Here is a 20717-nt window from a genome sequence, read left to right on the forward strand (position 1 = left end):
CGACTGAATACCGGAGACAAGACACCATGAAATCCAAGCTCGCACTCGGCGCCGCATTCGCGCTGGCTTTCTTCTCGACCGCGCAGGCCCAGGGACCGCTTCCCGCCAAGCCGCTGCGCATCGTCGTCGGCTACCCGGCGGGGCAGACGGTCGATATCGTGGCCCGCAACTTCGCCGCCGCACTGGGCAAGGAGATCGGCCAGCCCGTCATCGTGGACAACCGCCCCGGCGCCAACGGCAGCCTGGGCGCGCAAGAGGTGAAGAAGAGCACGCCCGATGGCAGCACCATCCTGCTCGGCACCCTGGGCCAGATGGCCGTGAACCCCACGCTGTACAAGAAGCTGCCCTACGACACGCTCAAGGACTTCGCGCCCATCACGCAGGTGAGCACGGGGGCGCTGCTGCTGGTGGCCACGCCGTCCTTCCCGGCCAATAACTTGCCCGAGCTGGTGGCGTATGCCAAGGCCCGCCCGGGCAAGGTGGACTTCGCCTCGGGCGGCAACGGCATCACCGCCCACCTGGCCATGGTGGTGCTGGAAAAGCAGGCCGGCCTGCAGCTCAACCACATTCCCTACAAGGGCTCGCCCGCTGCGCTCAACGATGTGATGGGCGGGCAGGTGCCCATCATGTTCGACGCCATGGCCTCCACGCTGCCCCAGGTCAAGTCGGGCAAGCTCAAGGCCCTGGCCGTCTCGGGCCTGCAGCGCAACAGCCAGGTGCCCAACGTAGGCACGGTGGACGAGCAGGGACTCAAGGGCTTCGACATCAGTTCCTGGGTAGGCTTCCTGGCCCCGGCCGGCACGCCGCCGGCCGTGGTGGATGCCCTGCACGCCGCCATTCGCCGCGCCGCGGCCACCCCCGAGATCCAGGAGTCCATCCGCGCCACCGGGGGGGATTTGGCGATCTCCGCTGCGCCTGCGGACTTCGGCCGATTCCTGCAAGGCGAGGTGAAGAAGTGGGGGCAGGCGGTGACGGATTCCGGGGTGCAGATCGACTGACCGGCGGGGCGGCGCAGCGGCTCACTCCGGTGTCGTGACGGATTCCCAGTACTCCATGATCTTGAGCGTGCTGCGCAAATGGCTTGTCGGCATGGTCTGCGTGCCCCAGGTGGCATGGCGCCCGGCGGTCTCGCCCATGATCCAGAAATGGCGCACGGCCAGGAAGGCGGCGATGGCATCGAAGTCCGCCTGCGCGAGCGGGCGCACGCTGCGGTAGCCTGCGAGGTAGCGGCGCCAGCGCGTGAGGCCTGCCTCGTCGAGCACACCGCCGGCCTTGCGCGGCAGGGTGTTCCACAGGTAGACGCACAGCTCATAGGCCAGCAGGCCAGGGCCGCAGTCGTCGAAGTCGAAGAACGAGGCCACGCGCGTGCCATTGGGCCCATCGGTCATGAAATTGTTGGCGCCGTGGCAGTCGCCATGGCAGGCCACGCGGGTGAGCGAGGGCAGCAGTGGGGATATGCGCGCGTCCAGGCGTCCGGCCAGCGCCGAGTAGGCGGCGCGCAGGCCGTCGTCCATGGCGGGTGCCGCACACAGTTGCTGCAGCGGGGTGCGCAGCAGGTCGGGCAGGTCCAGTTGGTACAGGCTGGGTGGCCCGGCATAGCCCTGCGCCTGCGCATGCAGCAGAGCCAGGCCACGGCCCGTGGCTTCGGTGTCCACCGCCGATTCGCCCGGCCATTCGCCCGGAAGGTGCTCGAACAGCACCAGCGGACGTGGTCCCTCGGGCAGCGCAAGGTCGATGCCGGCCGCGCCATCGCGCGTCGCCAGGGGGGCGGCCACCGGTGCACCGGCGGCCTTGAGGTGCCAGAGCATGGCCGTTTCATAGGCGGTGTTGGGCGCGCCACGCGGGCGGTCGGCGCACAGCCGTGCCACGGCCTGCCGGCCATCGGCAAAGCGCAGCGCATACACCTGGTTGAAGCCGCGCCGCATCAGCTCGCAGTGGGCTACCTCGCCCAGGGCGTAGTGCCGTTCCACGGTGCGGGCGATGCCTGCGCCCGTGGGGGTGGACTGGGCGATCTCGATAGGGGCAGCAGCGGTCATGGGCAGGGCCTGTGGCGTGGAGGGCCGGGGATTCTGCCTGAAACCAGGGGGCAGCCGCGCAGGGCGCGTTTCAGAACACGCTGCCCGCCACCGTAAAGTCCGCTTCCCGCGCCGCAAGCACCCGCAGCGCGCCCACCAGCGGTCGCAGGTCATCGCGCCGGTGGTGCAGCCCATAGCCCAGCTCGCCCAGGGGCACGGGGCTCTTGAGCTGCCGCAGCACGTCGCGCCGCTGCAGGGCCCGGGCCCAGCCCTGGGGCAGCAGGCCGATGCCGCCGCTGTGCGCCAGCAGGCCGGCGATGGCGCCCCAGTGGTTGCAGTGCAGGCGGCGCACGGGCTGGGCGCCGGCCTGGCGCAGCCAATCGTCGATGAGCTGGGTGACGCCCGAGCCCGGCGGCAGGGCCACCAGCGGGTGGGCCTGCAGGGTGGCCGCGTTCATGCTGCGCACGCTGGCCGCGACCTCGGGCCGGGCGCACCAGGTGAAGGCCGCCTGTGCAATCGGCACGGCGGTGAGGGCTGTTCGGCTGGCCGGGCCGGCGATCACGGCCACGTCCAGCGCACCCTTGTCCAGGCGCTCGGCCAGCGCAGCACCCACGTCCACGTGCACGCTCAGCTCCAGGTCGGGGTGGGCGCTGGCGATGGCGGCCACCAGGCGCGGCAGCCAGGTCATGGCCGTGAGTTCACCCACACCCAGGCGGCAGGGGCCGCGCAGGCTGGCGGTGGGGCTGCCCATCTGCTGCTGCAACTGGTCGGCCTGCTGCAGCAGCGCGCCCGCAAGGGGCAGCAGGCGCGCGCCGGCCTCGGTCAGCGCGGCGCGGTGGCCCGTGCGGTCAAACAGGGTCTGGCCCAGCGAAGCCTCCAGCTCGGCGATGCGCTTGGACAGGGATGACACCGACAGGTGCACGCGCTCGGCCGCCAGTGCAAAGCTGCTGCAGGTGGCGGCCCAGTAGAAGGCTTCGAGTTGCTTGAGCGTCATGGCATTTGTTTCGAATTGGCGAATGAACCAATGTCCTTAAATTCGCTTTCTTGATTTTCGCGGATTCCGGATACTGCCCTCCATACCCGAACGGAGCCCCCCATGCCTGCCCATTCCCCCGCCCCCGAGCCCACCAGCGCCTGGCAAGCCTTCAACGGTGCACGCCGCCGCGGGCGCACGCGCGACCTGCTCTCGCTCGACGACTTCGAGGCCGCAGCGCGCCGCGTGCTGCCGCGCCCCATCTTTGGCTATGTGTCCGGCGCGGCCGAGGACAACCGTGCCCTGGCCGACAACCGCCAGGCCTTCGATGAGCTGGCCCTGGTGCCGCGCGTGCTGTGCAACGTGGCCCAGCGCGAGCAGGGGGTCACGCTGTTCGGCACGCGCTATGCCAGCCCTTTCGGCATTGCACCCATGGGCATCACGGCGCTGTCGGCCTACCGGGGCGACCTGGTGTTGGCGCGCGCGGCCGCGGCGGCGGGCATACCCGCGGTGCAGAGCGGCAGCTCGCTGATCCGGCTGGAGGAGGTGATGGCCGCTGCGCCGGGTACCTGGTTCCAGGCCTACCTGCCGGGCGCCATCGAGCGCATCGACGGACTGCTGCAGCGCGTGGAGGCAGCGGGCGTGCAGACCCTGGTGGTGACGGTGGACATCCCCGTCGCCGGCAACCGCGAGAACAACCTGCGCGCGGGCTTTTCCACCCCGTTGCGCCCCAGCCCACGACTGGCGTGGGACGGCCTGGTGCGCCCGCGCTGGCTGCTGGGCAACCTGCTGCGCACCCTGGTGCGCCATGGCATGCCGCATTTCGAGAACTCGTTCGCCGAGCGCGGCGCACCCATCCTGTCCTCGCGCGTGCAGCGTGACTTTTCCGGGCGCGAGCACCTGGACTGGAGCCACATCGCCCACATAAGGCGCCAGTGGCGTGGCGCCCTGGTGGTCAAGGGCATCTTGAGTCCGCACGACGCGGCCCTGGCGCGCCAGCATGGGGCAGATGGCATCATCGTCAGCAACCACGGCGGCCGCCAGCTCGACGGGGCCGTGGCCCCGCTGCGCGTGCTGCCCGCCATTGCCGATCAGGCGGGCGGCGCCATGGTGGTGATGCTGGACGGCGGCATCCGCCGCGGCACCGACGTGGCCAAGGCCCTGGCGCTGGGCGCGCAGGCGGTGTTCGTGGGCCGGCCCTTCAACTACGCTGCCGCCGTGGATGGCGAAGCCGGCGTGGCCGCCGCCATCGGCCTGCTGCGCGCGGAGGTGGACCGCAACCTGGCCCTGTTGGGTGTCTGCTCCTGCGCCGAGCTGGGCCCGCAGCACCTGGTGGACCGGCGCACGCCCTGGCCGCTGGCGCTGCAGCCTGCCGGATCGAATCACCCCCTCTGACCGCCGACGGCCACACCCTCGCCATGGCCACCGTGTCCACCACGGCGCCGGCCATGGCTGAGCGCCTGCGCCATAGTGGTGAGCACAAACCCACTCCGCATAGCCATCCCATGCACCTGCAGCAATGTCTCGTCAAAGCCACCCTGCTGGCCAGCCGGGGGCGGCTGGACGAGGCCATTGACACCGTGCGTCAGGGGTTGGGGCCTGTTCCCCCAGGCGGGTCGCAGGATGGGGTGCGTGACCGGCTCCAGCGCCTGTAGCTCGAGGTGCTGCTGGCGGACCTGCTGGGTGCCAGCGGCCGCACCGAAGAGTCCGCCGCGGTCGCCAGGCAGGCCCGGGACCAACTGCTGGCCAGCGGCCTGGATGCGGACCTCACGCAGCCGCTGCTGGAGCTGGCCAACGGCATTCTCGACGGCCGCTCCTCCGCATAGAACTTCCAGGCGCAGATCGCTGGCCGTGCCGATGCGCGCCACGCAGCAGTGAAAAAAAGCGGGCTCGCGCCAGCCAGCTTGCTTGGCGCGGCTGGATGCCCGTGATCCCCGAGCACGGCAGGGTCTGCAAGAAGTCGCTCGCGGCCTTCCTGCGCTTCGCGCCGGGGATGTCCATCACCCACCGGGGCGAAAGGTTCGTGTCCATGCAGCACCGTTTCCTGCGCCACGGCAAGGGGGTCGCCAAGCGCGCAGTGGTGTCCAGGTCCGGTGTGGTGCATTGAGGCCCTGGCGGCAGCGCCGGGGCCGGGGTGCGAGGGCCGGACCATGTCCCAGGACACAGCGGCCTTTTGGCATGCGTGCTGTAATGGCTGCCTCGTATCCCTTGCCCAGGCCCCGTGTGGACGACAGCCCCGCCTCCATAGCCCGCGACATTGCCGCCGTCTCCCGCATCAGCGCCGTGCCGTCGCTGCTGCGCATCGTCTGCGACAACACCGGCATGCGCTTTGCCGCCGTGGCGCGGGTGACCGACGGCACCTGGACCGCCTGCGCGGTGGAAGACCAGATCAACTTCGGCCTGCTGCCCGGCGGCCAGCTCGACGTGCACACCACCCTGTGCAAGGAGTCGCGCGCCGCGCGCCAGCCCGTGGTCTTCGACCACGCCAGCACCGACCCGACCTACGCCACGCACCACACACCGCGGCTGTACAACATCGAGAGCTACATCTCCGTGCCCATCGTGCGGCCCAATGGGGATTACTTCGGCAACCTGTGCGCCATCGACCCCAGCCCCAACCAGCTGGCCAACCCCAAGACGGTGTCCATGTTCCAGAGCTTCGCCGAGCTGATCGGGCGCCAGCTCGATGTGGAGCAGCGCCAGGAGGCCACCGAAACCGCGCTGCTCGATGCACAGGCCACGGCCGAGCTGCGCGACCAGTTCATCGCCGTGCTGGGGCATGACCTGCGCAACCCGCTGGCCTCGGTGGGGGCCATCGGCGAGATCCTGGCGCGCCGCGAGGACGACGCCGCCGTGGCCCGCTATGGCCAGCGGCTGCGCGCCACCACGCAGCGCATGTCGCACCTGATCGACGACGTGCTCGACTTCGCACGCGCGCGGCTGGGCGCCGGCATGGGGGTGCGCATCGAGGCGGTGCCCGACCTGCAGGCCGCGTTGCGCCAGGTGGTGGGCGAGTTGCGCGACGCGCACCCCGACTCGCAGATCGTGGAGCAGTACCGGCTGTCCGGGGTGGTGGATTGCGATATGGGCCGCGTGCAGCAACTGCTGTCCAACCTGCTCGGCAATGCACTCGCCTACGGTGGCAACGAACAGCCCGTGGGCGTGGACGTCTCGCTCGACCAGGGCTGGCTCACCATCGCAGTCGCCAATGGCGGCGAGCCCATCGCGGCCGCCAACCTCGACCGGATCTTCGAGCCCTTCTGGCGCCCGGTGGAGAGTGCGCCCGGGGGCGGCCTGGGCCTGGGCCTGCACATCTGCGCGCAGATCGTGCGTGCGCATGGCGGCACGCTGCAGGTGCGCTCTTCGCGCGAAAGCGGCACCTGCTTCACGGCACGCCTGCCGGCCACCCAGGGGCCTGCTGCAAGCACGGTGGCATAAGCCCGTGCCCCGGCGCGGGCGATGGTGCCATGCGCGGGCCGGGCGGGTACCATCGCGCAACCAACCTCCTCCCTGCACCCAAGGAAGCCATTCGTGCACCGATTCAGTTTCAAAGCCATCCTTGCCGGCGTCGTGTTGATGCTGCTGCTCCTGCCCGCCATTGCCTATGGCCTGTGGTACCTGGCCTCGTGGTGGTTCCAGGCCCAGGGGGCGGGCGACGCGCAGATGGCCCAGATGGTGACCGAGTTCCTGGACGGCAACCTGGGCACGCTGGCGCTGCTGCTGGCGGGCGGGGCCATGTGCATACCGGGCGGCTACGTCACGGCGCGGCTGGCGCCGGCGCACCCGTATGCCAACAACCTGGTGGTGGCGCTTTTGCTCACCGCCATCTCCATCGGCCTGGCCATCGGCACCGGTTCGGGCTGGGACTGGTGGTTCGACCTGGCCAATGCCTTCTTCACCGTGGCGGGCTGCTGGTTCGGGGGCTGGCTGGTGGCGCGGCGCAGCCGCTGAGCGCATGCCCCAACGCGAAGCCCTGGTGATAGCCCCCGACGACGGGGCCCTGGTGCTGCAGCCCTCGGGCCGATCCTGGCACCAGGGGCTGGCCAAGGCGCAGGCCGAAGCGCGGATGGCGGAGTTCTTCAAGGGCACGCACGACCATGGCAATGGCTACGCGTGGTCGTCCTTCAGCGGTTTCGACTTCGGCGGCATGCCGTGCTGGTTGTCGGTGGGCTTCCACGAGGGCCTGCTGAACATGGTGCTCATGGGCGTGGGCCTGCCCGGCGCCCAGGAGGAGGACGGCTGGCCCACGCAGAAGGCCATCGACAACGAAATCGCCTTCGTACGCCGCGTGCTGCACCAGCAACTGGGCCGCAATTTCGGAAACCATTCGGTGTCCTTTCCCTGGGGTGAGGCCTGGAGCCGTTTCGACCCCAAGGGCTTCATGGCCAGCGCGGGCCTGAGCTACGCTAGCGGCCCAGCAGCTTGAGCTGGGCCGCCTTGCCCTTGCCGCCCAGCTTCATGGCGGCCAGGGCGGCCGTGGTGCTGGCCGGCAGGGCCAGGCCCTGCGCCAGGTGCAGCTCGAGCAACAGCTCCAGCAGGGGCGCCTGGTCCTTGCGCCAGGTGGTCATGGGCTCTTCCAGCATCGCGCAGAGCAGGGTGAATACGGCCACCCGCATGGCCGCATGCGCCTGGGCCGCGGCGGCCAGGCTCTTGGCATAGCGCGGGCCCTTGACCAGGGGTGTGGCCCATAGGCTTGCCAGCGTGCGCCCCAGGGCATGGACATCGAGCCGCCCGTCCTGCACGCCCTGCACCAGCGCATCCACGGCCAGAGCCGCCTGCCCGGGCTCCTTGCCGGCCAGGGCCACGGCCAGCAGCAGCACGGCCATGGGTGTGAGCGGGGTGGTGGGCTCCAGCAGCAGGTCGAGGTAGGCGCGGTTCTGCCACTGTGCCTCGTTCCAATCCACATTGTTGCCCATGGTGCGTGCGGCCTCGGCAAACAGCGGCTCCAGGCCCGAGGGCAGCAGGCTGGCGGCAAAGCGGATGTGGGCCGCCTCGTGCTCGGTGCTCCAGCGCGTATCGGCCAGGTGCTTGGCGCACAGGGCCAGGGCGGTGTGGTGGGGCTGCGCGTGCTCCTGCGGCTGCAGCGCGGGTTGGTGTCTGAGGTACAGGTGGTGGAAGGTGTACCCGTACTCGGTGCTGCGGCTCAGGACATGCCAGCCCAGGCGAGGGTGCAGTGGGCCGTCCGGGCCCAGGTCGCCATAGGCAGCGAGCGTGGGGGCATCGTCCGCGTGGGGTGAGCGCACGCGTGCGGCGGCGAGGAACAGAGGGCGTGCTGCAGCGTCCGCCGGCACCTTGACCGTGCCATCGCCCAGTGCGTAGCGCAGTGCCTGTACCAGCGGGGCGGGGGCTGTGAGGCCTTGCGCCTCTGCGAGCGCGGTGCGCGCCGCCGTCTCGTCCATGGGGGCCGGCACCAGCCGCATCAGCGCCAGTACCTGTTCGGACAGGGGGGCCATGACCCCGGCGCGCAGTTGTGCCTGGATGCGCTGCACCAGTTGCCGCGGATCGATGAAGCCACCCCGGTGCGTGGGCGTGGACAGAGGCGTGAGGCCCTGGCCTGCGAGCGCCTGGGCGATGAGGCCCTGCACGCGCGGACCGATGAAGTGCTCCGCGCGGGTGGGTGCATCGCCAGGCACCCGCATCACGTCCTCGGCCGTGCCCTCGCCATCCACCGCAGCGGCCATCACGCGGGCCAGCGCGAAGGGCAGGGGTTTGGCAGGCCACTCCAGCTTGCGGCTGCGCTTTTGCAGCGCCAGAAAGGCCGCCTTGTCCGCGGCGGTGATGGGCGCCAGCCGCACCAGGGCCCCTGCAACGCGCTCCCACTCGTCCACATCGGCCGGGTTCTCAAGTACATAGGCCATGCGCTCGACCACGTCGGCGACCCACTCCAGCGGGGCCAGCGCGCGGCTGGCATCCAGTGGCGAGATCCTGCGTGGTGCCTGTGCGGGCCCGGGGGTGGCCGCAGCCATGGCCGTCGGCGCTGCATCGGCCTCGCCCACCAGCGCGGCCAGCGCCGGCCGGTTGACGGCCGAGACAAAGGACAGGTAGCCGCGTGCCAGCTCTCGGCCCGCATCGTCCAGGCCCCATTTTGCGAGGAAGGCGATGGCCTTCTTGTGCACATCGGCCGCGGTGTGGCCCAGGGCCAGCGCGGCAATGCCGCTGGCCTGGTGGGCCAGGGCCGCATCGTTCTTCGCCACCTGGCCCAGCAGCCCCAGCGCTGCCAGCACCTGGCCCTTGGCCGTGGCTGAAACCAAGGGCGTGGCGGCCTCGGCCTTGGGCAGCAGGTTTTCGAGCACACGCAGCCGGCTGCTGTCGGTGAAGCGCACGCCGCCGCCATCGTTCTGCGCCGTGGTGCGCAGGCCTTGCGGGCCGGCCACCACCCACAGCGGCGTCTTGCTGGTCGAGGCCCGGGGCAGGCCCCGCACAAAGCGCAGTGCCGGTATGGCATCCACCTCGAACACCTTGCGCATGGCCGACTGGTAGGTCTGCACCGCCACCATGCTGCGCAGCCAGCGCAGGGGCAGCTCCACCTTCTTCTCCACCACCTGCGCGCCACCGCTGTGCAGCGTGAAGGCGGCACTGCCCACCGACAGGGCCAGCCCGTCGGCATCGCGCACCTGGGCCAGCGCGGCGCGCATGGGCGCGTTGAAGTCGATATTGGTCGTGCCCTTGCCGACGATGTCGCCAGCATAGGCGGCCGGCTCCAGGTCCACGCGGATGTAGGTGCTGCAGCAGGCCGAAAAACCCTCGAGCCGCAGCATGCCGCTGCCCGCCGTGACGACCGGGTCGGCCAGCGCAACGGCCTTGGCCACGCTGTTGGCCGGCGTGAAAAAGCGCGAGCCCACGAGCAGGTGCACGGCGCTCAGCAGCTGCGCGGCCAGTTGCGGCTGGTGCAGCCGGCCCTCGAAGAAATGCGGGTGCGCGACCTCGCCGGGCGACGAGGTGGCCAGGCGCAGGTGCGGTGCGGCGCCGCTCCCCACATCCACGGACGAGCGCTCGGCATAGCGGTAGGTGTGGGCGAACTGGAGCATGGGCGGTCGATTCTGGCTCACTTGCCCAGGCGGGCATCGAGGATGCGCTGCAGAAGCTGCCCTAACAGCACATCGCTCATCACATTGCCGGGAATGTCGGTGTCCACGCGGTGCACCACCACCAGGTCATGGGACGGCACCACAACCACCATGTGCCCGCCGAAGCCCTGGGCCGAAAACGTGCCCTCCGGCACCCGGACGCCCGGCAGGTGGCGCCCGTCCACCGCAACCCACCACAGGTGGCCGTAGCCGCCGTCCTCCCCGGCATCGGAATAGGGCTGCAGGCTTTGCTGGATCCATGCGGCCGGGATCAGTTGCTTGCCACCCCATTGGCCGCCGCGCAGGTACAGCAGCCCGAAGCGCGCCAGGTCGCGGGCCGACATGTGCATGGGGTAGGCGGCGTGTACAGACGCCTCACCCGTGAAGTACGCGCCGTCCTGCATGCGCCAGTCCTGCATCTGCAGCGGCTGGGCCAGGCGCTCGGTGAAGGCGGCGTAGAAGCGGGTCTTGGCCTGCGCTTCGTAGATGGTGTTGAGCGCATTGAAGTCCCAATTGTTGTAGTACCAAAAACTCCCTGGCGGGTGGCTGCCGCGTGCCGGGCGGGCCTGTGCCATGGCCGGAGTCTCGTACAGGGTGGGGTGGTACACACCGGAGCGGGCTTTGAGCAGGTCGCCCACAGTGGCGCGTTTTTCAGCCTCGGTCAGCGAAGGCGCGTTGTCGTCGATGCTCAGCTCGGCCAGGGTGGCGTCCAGGCGCAGCTTGCCTTCGCCGACGGCCATGCCCACCAGCCCGTTCAGGATGCTCTTGCGGATGGACCGGATGTCCGAGCGGTCCCGCGTACGGCCCCACTCATCGAGCACCTGGCCGTTGACCACCAACACCATGGCCGACGTGCCGATGCCTTTGGAGTACTCGCGCACCTGCGCCAGTTTCGGGGCGGACCAGCCCACCGCTTCTGGGGATGCGATGCTGTCCCACTCGGCACCGGGCACCGGGGCCGTGGCTGGCGCGGCCGCTGCTTGGCCTGCCAGGAGCACCAAGGCGATGCCCACGAACCGCCGCCACGGTGCACTGATTCTTGCCATTGCCTGCATCGGATGCCCTCCTTCCAATGGACTGGTTGTGTTGCCGATACTATCCAAACGCTTGGCCGGGCACGCCGCGTGCTTGCAAAAAAGCCGGCGCCTGTGCGCAGTACATTACGCCCACTACCCACCCTGAAAGCGTTTACGGTGAACCGAATCAACTTCAAGGCCCTTGTCGTGGGCACCTCGCTGTTGCTGGCCCTGTCCATCCTTGCCGGCGTGCTGCTGGTGTCGCTGCAAGGCATGCTGCTGGCCATGGAAGGGCAGAGCGAGGAACAGATCATCCAGGCGCTGGCCGATCTGGCCGATGACGACGGCTACCTGGTCTGGAGCATGGTGCTGGGCGCGCTGGTCAGCGTGCTGGGGGGCCATGTCGCGGCGCGCATCGCGGTCATCTACCCCTATTTCAACGGACTGGCCGTGGGCCTGCTGAGCACGCTGGTGGGCTTTGCCTTCTGGAGCGAGCTGCCGCTGTGGTTCAACCTGGCGGGCATCTTCGTCACGCCGGCCTGCTGCGTGCTGGGCGCGCACCTGGCAGTGCTGCGCTCGGCAGCCTCCGTAGCCCCATAATGGCTGGCAGAGTCCGCATCCAGCGGTCCGCCACAATTTTGGAGGAACTGCCATGAAGGGGAATGTCGCTGCAATCGTTCTGGTCGTGCTGGGGGTGTTCTTCCTGCTGACCAACCTGGGGCTCATCAGCATCAGCCTCAAGGAGCTGCTGCTGACCTGGTGGCCGGTGGCGCTGATCGCCATCGGCGTGGCCTTGTTCTTCACCCCGGGCACCAAGGGCAAGTAGCCTGGCATCCGCTACCATGGCCGCTTTTTTTCCAGGGGATGCGGTGATGGGCAAGAGGATGGCTGCGGCGCTGGTGGCGGCACTGGCGCTGGCTGCAGGGGCGGGCGCGGCAGAGAAGCTGGCGCCGGGCAGGCTGGTGGAGGCGGTCAGCGCTCAGGTGCAGGGCGCCAGCGGGCGTGCGGGCCGCAGCGTGGAGCTGCTGGCGGATTTCCAGGCCCCGGCCGCAACCGGCCTGTTCCAGCAGGCGGACGAGGCCGCTGCCGCTGTGGGTGCCGCCGCCGCGGCGCTGCAGCGCATCGACGCATCGGCCCGGCCTGAACTGGCCACGGCGTCACTGAACTACCTCAAGGCAGCGCAGAGCCTGGTGAAAGACTTGCAGGACGCGCGCCGCAAGGCCACGCATGCCGAGGCGCTGGACCGCGAGGGCGCGCGCATTGCGGCCGAGCTCAAGGATGCCCGCGACAGCGACCGGCCCGCGCTGCTGGAGCGCATGGAAAAGGCCTTTGGCCAGAGCGACGACGCCGAGGCCGCGATGAAGGAATCCGTCACCCGCGCCAGCGCTACCCTGGCCGAATTGGAACTGCGCCGCTCCCTGTTGGCGGCCCAGCTGGGTTCTGCGGATGCACTGCTGCCCGAGGCGAGTCTGGCCGTAGTCCGGCGCGGCCTGCAGGCCGTGCAGCCGGCGGAGTAGCCCGCCTGCCACGGGGGGCGGTCACCCGTGGGGTGCCGTATCCCTCTCGCGTGCCTCCGCGAAAGCGGGCTCTGCCCCGAAGTACCCACGGAACAGATTGCGCGCAATGCCATGCGCCGCAATCTGCAGCTCCTGCGCAAAGTCGGGCGCGAACAGGCGGCTGGTGTGCTGTTGCCACAGCCCCACCCAGGCGGCAAAGTGCGCGGGCGTGACGCCCGAAAGCGCCATGTGCTTGCCGAACACGTCGCCGCCCTTGAAGCGCCGCTGCCCCAGCGCCACCGTGCACCAGAAGTCCACCAGCCGCGCCAGGTGCTCGTCCCAGCGGCCATGCAGCGCGGCTTCGAACACCGGGCCCAGCAGCGGGTGTGCGCGCACATCGGCGTAGAAAGCATGCACCAGCGTGGCCATGCTGTCGGCGCTGGGCTCCAGGTGAATCGTCGTCGCTTCGGGGCCTGGGTGGAAGGCGGCGGGATCACGGGCGTTCATGGCGGTCCTTTAAAGATGCATTTTATATGTTTATTTTAAGAGGTATTCAAATGAATCTCTATTTTGACCATGGTGCTGGTGGTCTCTTTGACCTGGCGCAAGGGAGGCCTAGGGTACAGCCCTGGGCGCACCCTCAGCTGTAGCGCCGCTCCAGCGCGTCCCAGGCCGGCTTGCCCACGAGTCGCTGGCGTTCGGCGAACGGCGCCACCAGGGCCGGGTCTTCCTGCAACTGCCGGTTGTCGCGCAGCGCCGTCAGCGCCTTCTGCATGCCGGCGACGGCGCCCTGCAGGGCGGCGTTGGCATAGAGCACCAGCCCATAGCCCAGGCCGGCCAGTTCGTCGGCGCTGAAGATGGGGGTCTTGCCGCCCACCACCATGTTCATGAGCTGGGGGCGGGCCAGCCGCTGGGGCAGGGTGCGGATCTCGTCGGCCGTGGTGACGGCTTCGACGAAGAGGATGTCGGCGCCCGCTTCGGCAAAACGCTGCGCGCGCTCGACAGCCGCCTCGAAGCCGTGCACGGCGCAGGCATCGGTGCGCGCCAGGATCAAGAGGTCGCTGTCCTGCCGTGCATCGGCGGCGGCCTTGATCTTGCTGACGGCCTCTTCGGTGCTGATCACGTCCTTGCCCGCAAAGTGCCCGCAGCGCTTGGGTGCGACCTGGTCCTCGAACTGGATGCAGTCGGCACCCGCGCGCTCCAGCGTGCGCACGGTGTGGCGCACGTTGAGTGCGTTGCCGAAGCCGGTGTCGGCATCGACGATGAGCGGCAGGCCCACCGCGTCGCGGATGCGGGCCGTGTGCTCGGCCATCTCGGAAAGACCCACGAAGCCCTGGTCCGGCATGCCGAACCACATGTTGGTGACGCCCGCACCGGTGATGTACAGGGCCTCGTAGCCCAGGTCTTCGATGACCCGGGCCGAGAGGGCGTTGAAGGCCCCCGGCACGAGGGTGCCGCGACGCGCCTCGACCAGGGCGCGCAGTTGCTGCTTGGTATTCATGGTTCTAAGGGAAGAGGAACGATAGGCGGAGGGAGCGCGGCTCACTTCTCCTGCATCTGCGCGGCCTTGACGATCTCGCCCAGGCGCTTGCGTTCGGCATCGACGAACTTCACGAACTCCGCGCGCGTGCCGCCAATGGGCTCGATCCCCATGCCCTTGAGCTTGGCGGCGGCGGCGGGGTCCTGCATGGCCTTGTCCACGGCGGCGGCCACCTTGTCCAGGATCTCGGCGGGCGTGCCGCGCGGTGCGTGCAGGCCGGCCCAATGGGCGATCTGCAGCTCAGGAAAGCCTTGCTCCACTGCAGTAGACAGTTGCGGATAGGCCGAGATGCGCTGCGTCCAGGTGGTGGCCAGGGCCTTGAACTTGCCGTCGCCGCGGATGTGCGGCAGCGCGATGATGCTGGCCTCGGACGTGCCGTCCACCTGCCCGCCCAGCACGGCGGTGGTGCTCTCTGAGCCGCTCTTGTAGGGCACGGGCTGCAGCTTGGCGCCGTATTTCACGTTGAGCATCTCGGCCACGAAGTGGGGCGTGCTGCCGGTGCCGGCCGTGGCGAAGTTGAAGCCCACGCCCTTCTTCGATGCCTCGACGAAGTCACGCAGGTTCTCGTACGGCGCCGACTTGGGCACCACCACCACCGAGGGCGCCAGGCCGATCATGGCCACGGGCACCAGGTCCTCGTCCTTGAAGGGCAGGGACTTTTTGATCATGCTGTTGGAGATGACGCCGGCCGCGCTGATCAGGAAGGTGTAGCCGTCGGGCGCGCTCTTGGCCACCAGGTCTGCCCCCAGCGAGCCGCCCGCGCCGGGGCGGTTGTCGATGATGACCGGCTGGCCCAGCGCCTTGGCGGCGCCTTCGGCCGCGGCACGCGCCATCAGGTCGTTGGCCCCGCCGGACGAGAACGGCACGACGAAGCGGATGGTCTTGGCCGGCCAGGCCTGGGCCTGTGCCGCCATGGGCAGGGCGCAGGCGGCGGCGGCAGCTGCGCAGGCCAGCAGGGTGCGGCGGCGGAAGTGGTTCATGGATGTCTCCTGTTGTTGGATGAAGGGGTCGCGGATTCGCTCCACCATTTCTGCAATCAGTGTGCCACCGGCTGCTGTTCCGTAGATGAGACTTCAAGCTATTGATTCATAAGCACTTTTTTCGAATTTCTACGGGGCATTCGGATGCCGTTGATTCATTTTCATTTCAATAGTGAGACAATGAAATGAATTGACATGAACACTCCAAGCCTCGCCCCGACCCACTTAGTGCCGCCGGCCACCCGGCCCCTGCGCATCGTCGCCGTGGCCCGGCATCGCCTGGGCCGGGTGCTGGCACGCCTGGTGCCCGAGGTGGCGGCGCAGGCGCAGATCGAACTCGTGGGCCAGGCCTTCGACGAGGCCGTGGCGGCGGTGCGGGCCCTGCATGCCGAAAGCCCCGTGGATGCCGTGGTGGCCGCGGGTGCCAGCGGCGAGTGGCTGCGCCAGCACCTGGACATTCCGGTGGCCATGGTGGAGGTGCGGGGCTTTGACCTGATGCGTGCGCTGGCCGCGGCGCGGGCCCTGTCGCCCCGGGTGGGGCTGGTGTCGTTCGACGGGCCGTCGCAGCACCTGGCCCAGCTCGATGCGCTGTTCGGCATGGGCATTGCCCAGTTCAGCTACCGCAACCCGGAGGACGCGCCCGCCTGCGTGGAGGCCCTATGCGCGGCCGGGGTGGGGGCGGTGGTGGCGCCGGGCCTGGTGTCCGACCTGGCGGAGCAGGCCGGCATCGCCAGCGTGCTCATGTACTCGGACGAGGCCGTGCGCCAGGCGCTGCACGATGCCGTGCACCTGGCCCGCCACAGCCGTGCGGAGCGCGCGCGCCACGAACGCCTGGGCACCATCCTCGGCCAGTTGCAGGACGGCGTGGTCGCAGTGGACACGCGCCAGCGCATCGAGGCCCTGAACCCCACCATGGCCCAACTGCTGGGTGCCCCCGCTGCGCAGCTGGCCGGCCGCGTGCTCAGTGAGGTGGACCCCGTGCTCGACCTGGGCGCCACGCTGCGGCTGCAAGACGAAGCCCCGGCCGAAGAGGTGCTGCAGATCGGCGCGCGCACCCTGGTCGTGCGGCGCGCGCCCATCATCGAGGGCGGCGAGGTCACCGGCGCCCTGCTGGTGTGCCGCGACCCGGCCGTCATCCAGCGCGCCGACCGCCACCTGCGCGCCAACCAGCGCCAGCGCGGCGCGCCCGCGCGCTACCGCATCGAGGCCTTTGCCGGCACCAGCCCCGCCGCCCGGCGCGTGCGCGAACTGGCGCTGCAGTGCGCGGCCAGCGATGCCACAGTGCTCGTCACCGGCGAAAGCGGCACGGGCAAGGAACTGGTGGCCCAGGGCATCCACGCCGCCAGCCGGCGCGCGAGCCAGCCCTTTCTGGCGGTGAACTGCGCCGCGCTCAGCGAAAGCCTGCTCGAGAGCGAGTTGTTCGGCTATGAAGAAGGCGCCTTCACCGGCGCGCGGCGCGGCGGCAAGACCGGGCTGATCGAGGCCGCCCACACGGGCACCCTGTTCCTCGACGAGATCGGCGACATGCCGCTGGCCCTGCAGACCCGGTTGCTGCGCGTGCTGCAGGAGCGCGAGGTGCTGCGCCTGGGGGCCACCGCGGCGGTGCCGGTGGACCTGCGCGTGATCGCGGCCACCCATGCCGACCTGGCGGCCCAGGTGGAGCGCGGCCTGTTCCGGCGCGACCTGTACTACCGCCTGGCGGTGCTGCGCATCGCCACCCCGCCCCTGCGCGAGCGCGCGGGCGACATCGCCGCACTGGCCACCAGCCTGCTGGCGCGCCGCACGGCCGCAGCGGGCGTGCCGCAGGCGCAGGCCACGGCCTGGCTGGCCGCGCTGCTGGACCTGGCCGCAGGCTACGGCTGGCCCGGCAATGTGCGCGAGCTGGAGAACCTGGTCGAGCGCCTGCTGGCCTGCCACGCTTGGCTGGCCCCGGGCGGGCGGCTGGACCGCGCGCGGCTGCTGGAGGTGTTTCCCGAATGCACGCAACAGCGCCCGGCACCCGTGCGCGAGCGCCTGCTCAAGGGCGCGCGCATGGCAGCAGAGCGCCAGCGGGTGCGCGAGGTGCTGCAGTCGGTGCAGGGAGATCAGGACGAGGCCTGCGCCCTGCTGGGCATCAGCCGGTCGACGCTGTGGCGGAGGTTGCGGGAGGAAGAGGCCAAGGCGTAAGAGTGTGCTGCGCAGGGAGCAGACTCAAGACCCCTTGGTTCGTAGCCAAGTACTCTATCCAATTGGGGGTTGGGACCTCATCGTATCTGGCTTTCGCGTGGCGATCTCTTACAGGTCCAGCTCCAGCACCGCACTTTTGGCGCGCGAAACGCACAGCAATATGGTCTTCTGCGCCGCCCGCTCCGCATCGCTCAGCACCATATCCCGGTGGTCGGCCTCACCGCTGCACAGACCCGTCTCGCAGGTGCGGCACAGGCCTTCGCGGCAGGCAAAGGGCACGGCCATGCCGTGCTGTTCCAGCGTATCGAGGATGCTCTGGTCGGGCGGCACATGGAGCCGCTGGCCGCTTTGCGCCAGGACAATGTCGAAGCCTCGCTCGGTGTCCGCTGGCGCAGTAGGCGCGTCGGGCGCGGGCTCGCCTGCCGAGAACCACTCGAAGTGCACGGTGCCGGGCGGGCGCTCTGCGCTCGCGGTCTGCACGGCGCGCATCAGCGGGGCGGGGCCGCAGCAGTAGATGTGCTCACCATCGGCCGCGGGGGAGAGTATCTGCGCCAGGTCCACATGCCGGCCTTCTGCCTCGTCATCGAAGTGGAACTGCACGCGCGTGCCGTAGGCGCGCAGCTCCTCGTAGAAGGCGGTGCGCACGCGGCTGCGGGTGCAGTACAGCAGCGACCAGGGCTGGCCATGGGCTTCGCACCAGCGCAGCATGGACACAATGGGCGTGATGCCGATGCCGCCTGCGATGAAACGGTAGTGCGCGGCCCCCTCGGCCAGCGCGAAGTGGTTGCGCGGCGGGCGCACCTGCAGCACCTGGCCCACGCGCAGCTGCTCGTGCACGGCCAGCGATCCGCCGCGGCTGGCGGGCGCCAGGCCTACGGCGACGACGTAGCGGTGCGTTTCTGCCGCGCTGTTGCACAGCGAGTAGTGGCGCACCAGGGCCGGCCGGCCATCGGTGCCAGCGGGCAGCGTGATTTCCAGGTGCGCGCCGGGCCTGAAGGGCGGCAGCGCGGCGCCGTCCGTGCTGCGCAGTTCGATGGAGAGCACGTCGCGCGCCTCGGCGCGCACGGCATGCACGCGCAGGGCCAGCAAGGGGGCGGGGGCCAGCGGGTTCACTGCGCCTCCACGCCGAAGTCGCGCATGCGTTTGGTGATGACCCCGAACTCGGCCCGGTAGCTGGCGGCGAACTGCTCGGGCGTGGTGTTCATCACCTCAAAGCCGCGTTCGGTGTACTGCGCTGCCAGCTCGGGCGTGGCGACGATGGCGCGTATCTCGTCGGCCAGGCGCCTGACGATGGGCGCGGGTGTGCGGGCCGGGGCCAGCACGGCGATCCACACATTGGTGTCGAACAGCGGGTCGGCAAAGCCCAGCTCGCGCAAGGTGGGCACCTGCGGCAGCGCGGTGGAGCGCTCGCGGCCCAGCACGGCCAGGGGCGTGAGCTTGCCGGCCTGCACATGCTGCTTGGCGCTGGCCACGCTCGATAGGCCGATGTCCACTGTCTTGGACAGCAGGTCCGTCACCACCGGCCCCTCGCCGCGCTGGGGCGAGTGCACCATGTCGGCCTGCAGTTCGCGGTTGAGGCTTTCGCCCGCCAGGTGCCCCAGGCCACCGATGCCCCAGGAGGCATAGCTGAGTTTGCCCTTCCTGCCGGCCACCAACTGCTTGAGGTCCTGCATGCTCTTGACCGGTGTCTCGGCATTCACCGAGACCAGGGCCGGGCTGCGCACCACCTGGGTGATGAAGGCGAAGTCCTTTTGCGGGTCGTAGGGCAGCGACTTGAACAGCGCCGTGTTGTTGATCTGTGTGTCGGTGATGGTGAGCAGCAGGGTGTAGCCGTCGGCCTTGGCGCGCGCCACTTCCCCGGCGCCCAGCCCGCCTGCGGCGCCGGGCTTGTTGTCCACCACGATGGCCTGGCCCAGCGATTTGGACAGGCGCTCGCCGATGCTGCGGGCAATGAAGTCGGTGGCGCCGCCCGCCGGGTAGGGCACGACCACGCGCACGGGCTTGGCAGGGTAGGGGGCGTCCTGGGCCAGAGCGGCGGCAGGCAGCAGGGCGGCGAGCGCCAGGGTGCGCACGAGGTGGGTGGTCAGCATTGGGTTTGTCTCCTGGGGTTGTTGTGGGGGATCAGGTCGTCTGGGGCGCCGGGCGCACGATGTGCACCGGCTGCGCGCCGGCCTGCGCGGCCTTGAGCGCTTCCTCGGCCGCCTCCTGCTGCAGGCGCTGCTGCACCACCCAGCGGAACTGCGATAGCGCAGCGTCCATGGCAAAGGGCACCATCTTGAAATCGGGCGCGAGGGCGAGGCTCTTTTGCTGCGCGGTGATGATGTCGCGGTCCTCGTCGAAGGCGGTCACCACGGCCTGGTGGATGGAGGCCGTCACCTCGGGCTGGTCGATGGCGAAGTTGTGCGGGTGGGCAAAGAAATAGTGCGTGGAGTTCGCCGTCTCGGGCGTGATGGCCTGGCAGCCGCGGAACTCGGCCGCGTCCACGCGCGCGCCCTCCTGCGCGCCGGTGCCGGTGGGCGCCATGCCCGAGTCCATGAGCAGCACGGCGGGGATGGTGAAGTTGTAGATGTTCCAGCGGTCCACCTTGCCGGGCCAGGTCTTCACCGCCTTGGCAAAGGCCGGTGCCTCGGTGGCGATGGCCCAGCGCGTGATGCGCACGCCGCCCTCGATGCGCTCCACCTGCGGCCTAGCGGCGGCGTAGTCGGCGCTGCCGCCCAGCGTGCCCGGGTGCACGAAGGGCAGGTGCGAGAAGTCCAGCAGGTTGTCGCAGATCAGCAGGTAGTTCACGTCGTAGTGGATGTAGCCGTCCTGGCTGCGCCAGTCGGGGTGGTCCAGCCACTGGGTATCGGGGATCAGCGCTGGGTCGGCGCGGCCGGCATCGCCCATCCAGATCCACACCCAGCGGTGGCGCTCCACCACCGGGAACTTGCGCACCCGCGCCTGGTGAGGGATGCGGTCCTGCGCGGGCGCCTCCACGCACTGGCCGCTGCTGTCGAACTTGAGGCCGTGGTACATGCAGCGCACGCAGTCGCCTTCGCGCCGGCCCGCCGACAGCGGGGCGCCGCGATGGCAGCAGCGGTCCTCCAGCGCGACGATGGCGCCCGTGCTGTCGCGGTACAACAGGATGGGGATGCCGGTGATGGTGCGGGCGAACATGCCTTCGTGCGGGACTTCGTGGTCCCAGGCGCAGACGTACCAGGTGTTCTTGATGAACATGGGTTGGGGGCTCCGTTGTGTGTGCAGGTCGGGCCTCGGCGTTTTCAGGGCGAGGCATGCCACGGGCGCACCGCAGGGCGGTGGCCGCAAAGGCGTTGATCGGCAAGGGTGCGGTGCTGCAGGGTGCAGCGGGTGAGCGCGTTACGCGCTGGAAGGGGTCGGCGGGGTCATGGCTGCCATGGGCTTGTCTCCGGGTGGGATGCGTTCCTCTTGGTGAACGCTTGACGCAAGCATAGGCAGCAGGCCAT

21 protein-coding genes are annotated in these 20717 nt (G+C 69.8%); 11 read left to right on the forward strand and 10 right to left on the reverse strand.

Features of this window, described 5'->3' with window-relative positions:
• Positions 1 to 26: 26 nt before the first annotated feature.
• Positions 27 to 998, forward strand: coding sequence for a Bug family tripartite tricarboxylate transporter substrate binding protein (locus tag AC07X5_RS10780; RefSeq protein WP_494770132.1), 972 nt, complete (start codon positions 27 to 29; stop codon positions 996 to 998).
• A 21-nt stretch (positions 999 to 1019) separates the two neighbouring features.
• On the opposite strand, the gene AC07X5_RS10785 is transcribed toward AC07X5_RS10780, so the two are convergent.
• Both AC07X5_RS10785 and AC07X5_RS10790 read right to left on the reverse strand, forming a co-directional pair.
• Positions 1020 to 2036, reverse strand: a complete 1017-nt coding sequence (locus tag AC07X5_RS10785) for a phosphotransferase enzyme family protein (protein WP_494770133.1) — start codon at positions 2034 to 2036, stop codon at positions 1020 to 1022.
• A gap of 70 nt (positions 2037 to 2106) precedes the next feature.
• A complete protein-coding gene (locus AC07X5_RS10790; protein ID WP_494770134.1) occupies positions 2107 to 3009 on the reverse strand; it encodes a LysR family transcriptional regulator in 903 nt (300 codons plus the stop codon).
• A gap of 102 nt (positions 3010 to 3111) precedes the next feature.
• On the opposite strand from AC07X5_RS10790, the gene AC07X5_RS10795 reads away from it, so the two are divergent.
• From AC07X5_RS10795 to AC07X5_RS10820, 6 genes are all read left to right on the forward strand, one after another.
• Positions 3112 to 4383 carry an alpha-hydroxy acid oxidase gene (locus AC07X5_RS10795; protein ID WP_494770135.1) on the forward strand — a complete coding sequence of 424 codons (1272 nt, stop codon included), beginning with the start codon at positions 3112 to 3114 and terminating at the stop codon, positions 4381 to 4383.
• 266 nt (positions 4384 to 4649) lie between these two features.
• Complete coding sequence (locus AC07X5_RS10800; protein ID WP_494770136.1) at positions 4650 to 4814, forward strand: hypothetical protein; 165 nt, start codon at positions 4650 to 4652, stop codon at positions 4812 to 4814.
• Between the two features lie 95 nt (positions 4815 to 4909).
• A complete protein-coding gene (locus AC07X5_RS10805) occupies positions 4910 to 5095 on the forward strand; it encodes a hypothetical protein (RefSeq protein WP_494770137.1) in 186 nt (61 codons plus the stop codon).
• A gap of 101 nt (positions 5096 to 5196) precedes the next feature.
• Positions 5197 to 6426 carry a GAF domain-containing sensor histidine kinase gene (locus AC07X5_RS10810; protein ID WP_494770138.1) on the forward strand — a complete coding sequence of 410 codons (1230 nt, stop codon included), beginning with the start codon at positions 5197 to 5199 and terminating at the stop codon, positions 6424 to 6426.
• A gap of 93 nt (positions 6427 to 6519) precedes the next feature.
• Positions 6520 to 6939 carry a hypothetical protein gene (locus AC07X5_RS10815; protein WP_409954778.1) on the forward strand — a complete coding sequence of 140 codons (420 nt, stop codon included), beginning with the start codon at positions 6520 to 6522 and terminating at the stop codon, positions 6937 to 6939.
• 4 nt (positions 6940 to 6943) lie between these two features.
• Entirely contained in the window at positions 6944 to 7414 is a 471-nt protein-coding gene (locus tag AC07X5_RS10820; RefSeq protein WP_494609975.1) for a hypothetical protein, read from the forward strand.
• On the opposite strand, the gene AC07X5_RS10825 is transcribed toward AC07X5_RS10820, so the two are convergent.
• Together AC07X5_RS10825 and AC07X5_RS10830 are read right to left on the reverse strand one after the other, a co-directional pair.
• On the reverse strand, positions 7395 to 10016 hold the full coding sequence (locus tag AC07X5_RS10825) for a DUF7825 domain-containing protein (protein WP_494770139.1): 2622 nt from the start codon (positions 10014 to 10016) through the stop codon (positions 7395 to 7397). The genes AC07X5_RS10820 and AC07X5_RS10825 overlap by 20 nt on opposite strands.
• A 17-nt stretch (positions 10017 to 10033) precedes the next feature.
• Positions 10034 to 11068: a serine hydrolase domain-containing protein gene (locus AC07X5_RS10830; RefSeq protein WP_494770140.1), complete on the reverse strand. Its 1035-nt coding sequence runs from the start codon at positions 11066 to 11068 to the stop codon at positions 10034 to 10036.
• Between the two features lie 180 nt (positions 11069 to 11248).
• Between AC07X5_RS10830 and AC07X5_RS10835 the strand changes: the two genes are divergently transcribed.
• The 3 genes from AC07X5_RS10835 to AC07X5_RS10845 are packed head-to-tail and all read left to right on the forward strand — an operon-like array spanning position 11249 to position 12588.
• On the forward strand, positions 11249 to 11671 hold the full coding sequence (locus AC07X5_RS10835; RefSeq protein WP_494770141.1) for a hypothetical protein: 423 nt from the start codon (positions 11249 to 11251) through the stop codon (positions 11669 to 11671).
• Positions 11672 to 11723: 52 nt separating this feature from the next.
• Positions 11724 to 11897, forward strand: a complete 174-nt coding sequence (locus AC07X5_RS10840; protein WP_494770142.1) for a LiaI-LiaF-like domain-containing protein — start codon at positions 11724 to 11726, stop codon at positions 11895 to 11897.
• A 16-nt stretch (positions 11898 to 11913) separates the two neighbouring features.
• Positions 11914 to 12588 (forward strand): hypothetical protein, encoded by a 675-nt coding sequence (locus tag AC07X5_RS10845; protein ID WP_494770143.1) that lies wholly within the window; start codon positions 11914 to 11916, stop codon positions 12586 to 12588.
• Positions 12589 to 12609: 21 nt separating this feature from the next.
• Here AC07X5_RS10845 and AC07X5_RS10850 read toward each other — a convergent pair whose 3' ends face one another.
• The 3 genes from AC07X5_RS10850 to AC07X5_RS10860 all read right to left on the reverse strand — a co-directional run bounded on the left by AC07X5_RS10850 (position 12610) and on the right by AC07X5_RS10860 (position 15021).
• Positions 12610 to 13074, reverse strand: a complete 465-nt coding sequence (locus tag AC07X5_RS10850; RefSeq protein WP_494770144.1) for a group III truncated hemoglobin — start codon at positions 13072 to 13074, stop codon at positions 12610 to 12612.
• Between the two features lie 133 nt (positions 13075 to 13207).
• Positions 13208 to 14068, reverse strand: coding sequence for an isocitrate lyase/PEP mutase family protein (locus tag AC07X5_RS10855; protein ID WP_494770145.1), 861 nt, complete (start codon positions 14066 to 14068; stop codon positions 13208 to 13210).
• A gap of 41 nt (positions 14069 to 14109) precedes the next feature.
• Positions 14110 to 15021: a Bug family tripartite tricarboxylate transporter substrate binding protein gene (locus tag AC07X5_RS10860; protein WP_494770429.1), complete on the reverse strand. Its 912-nt coding sequence runs from the start codon at positions 15019 to 15021 to the stop codon at positions 14110 to 14112.
• Between the two features lie 261 nt (positions 15022 to 15282).
• On the opposite strand from AC07X5_RS10860, the gene prpR reads away from it, so the two are divergent.
• On the forward strand, positions 15283 to 17253 hold the full coding sequence (gene prpR / locus AC07X5_RS10865) for a propionate catabolism operon regulatory protein PrpR (RefSeq protein WP_494770146.1): 1971 nt from the start codon (positions 15283 to 15285) through the stop codon (positions 17251 to 17253).
• 108 nt (positions 17254 to 17361) lie between these two features.
• Here prpR and AC07X5_RS10870 read toward each other — a convergent pair whose 3' ends face one another.
• From AC07X5_RS10870 to AC07X5_RS10880, 3 genes are read right to left on the reverse strand one after another with little or no spacing between them, the layout of a single operon-like run.
• On the reverse strand, positions 17362 to 18366 hold the full coding sequence (locus AC07X5_RS10870; RefSeq protein WP_494770147.1) for a PDR/VanB family oxidoreductase: 1005 nt from the start codon (positions 18364 to 18366) through the stop codon (positions 17362 to 17364).
• Positions 18363 to 19343 carry a tripartite tricarboxylate transporter substrate binding protein gene (locus AC07X5_RS10875; RefSeq protein ID WP_494770148.1) on the reverse strand — a complete coding sequence of 327 codons (981 nt, stop codon included), beginning with the start codon at positions 19341 to 19343 and terminating at the stop codon, positions 18363 to 18365. The genes AC07X5_RS10870 and AC07X5_RS10875 overlap by 4 nt, the downstream gene beginning before the upstream one ends.
• Positions 19344 to 19374: 31 nt before the next feature.
• Positions 19375 to 20469 carry an aromatic ring-hydroxylating dioxygenase subunit alpha gene (locus AC07X5_RS10880; RefSeq protein ID WP_494770149.1) on the reverse strand — a complete coding sequence of 365 codons (1095 nt, stop codon included), beginning with the start codon at positions 20467 to 20469 and terminating at the stop codon, positions 19375 to 19377.
• Positions 20470 to 20717: the final 248 nt, after the last annotated feature.

The sequence above is a fragment of the Acidovorax sp. GW458-11-26-14-TSB4 genome, assembly GCF_059423865.1.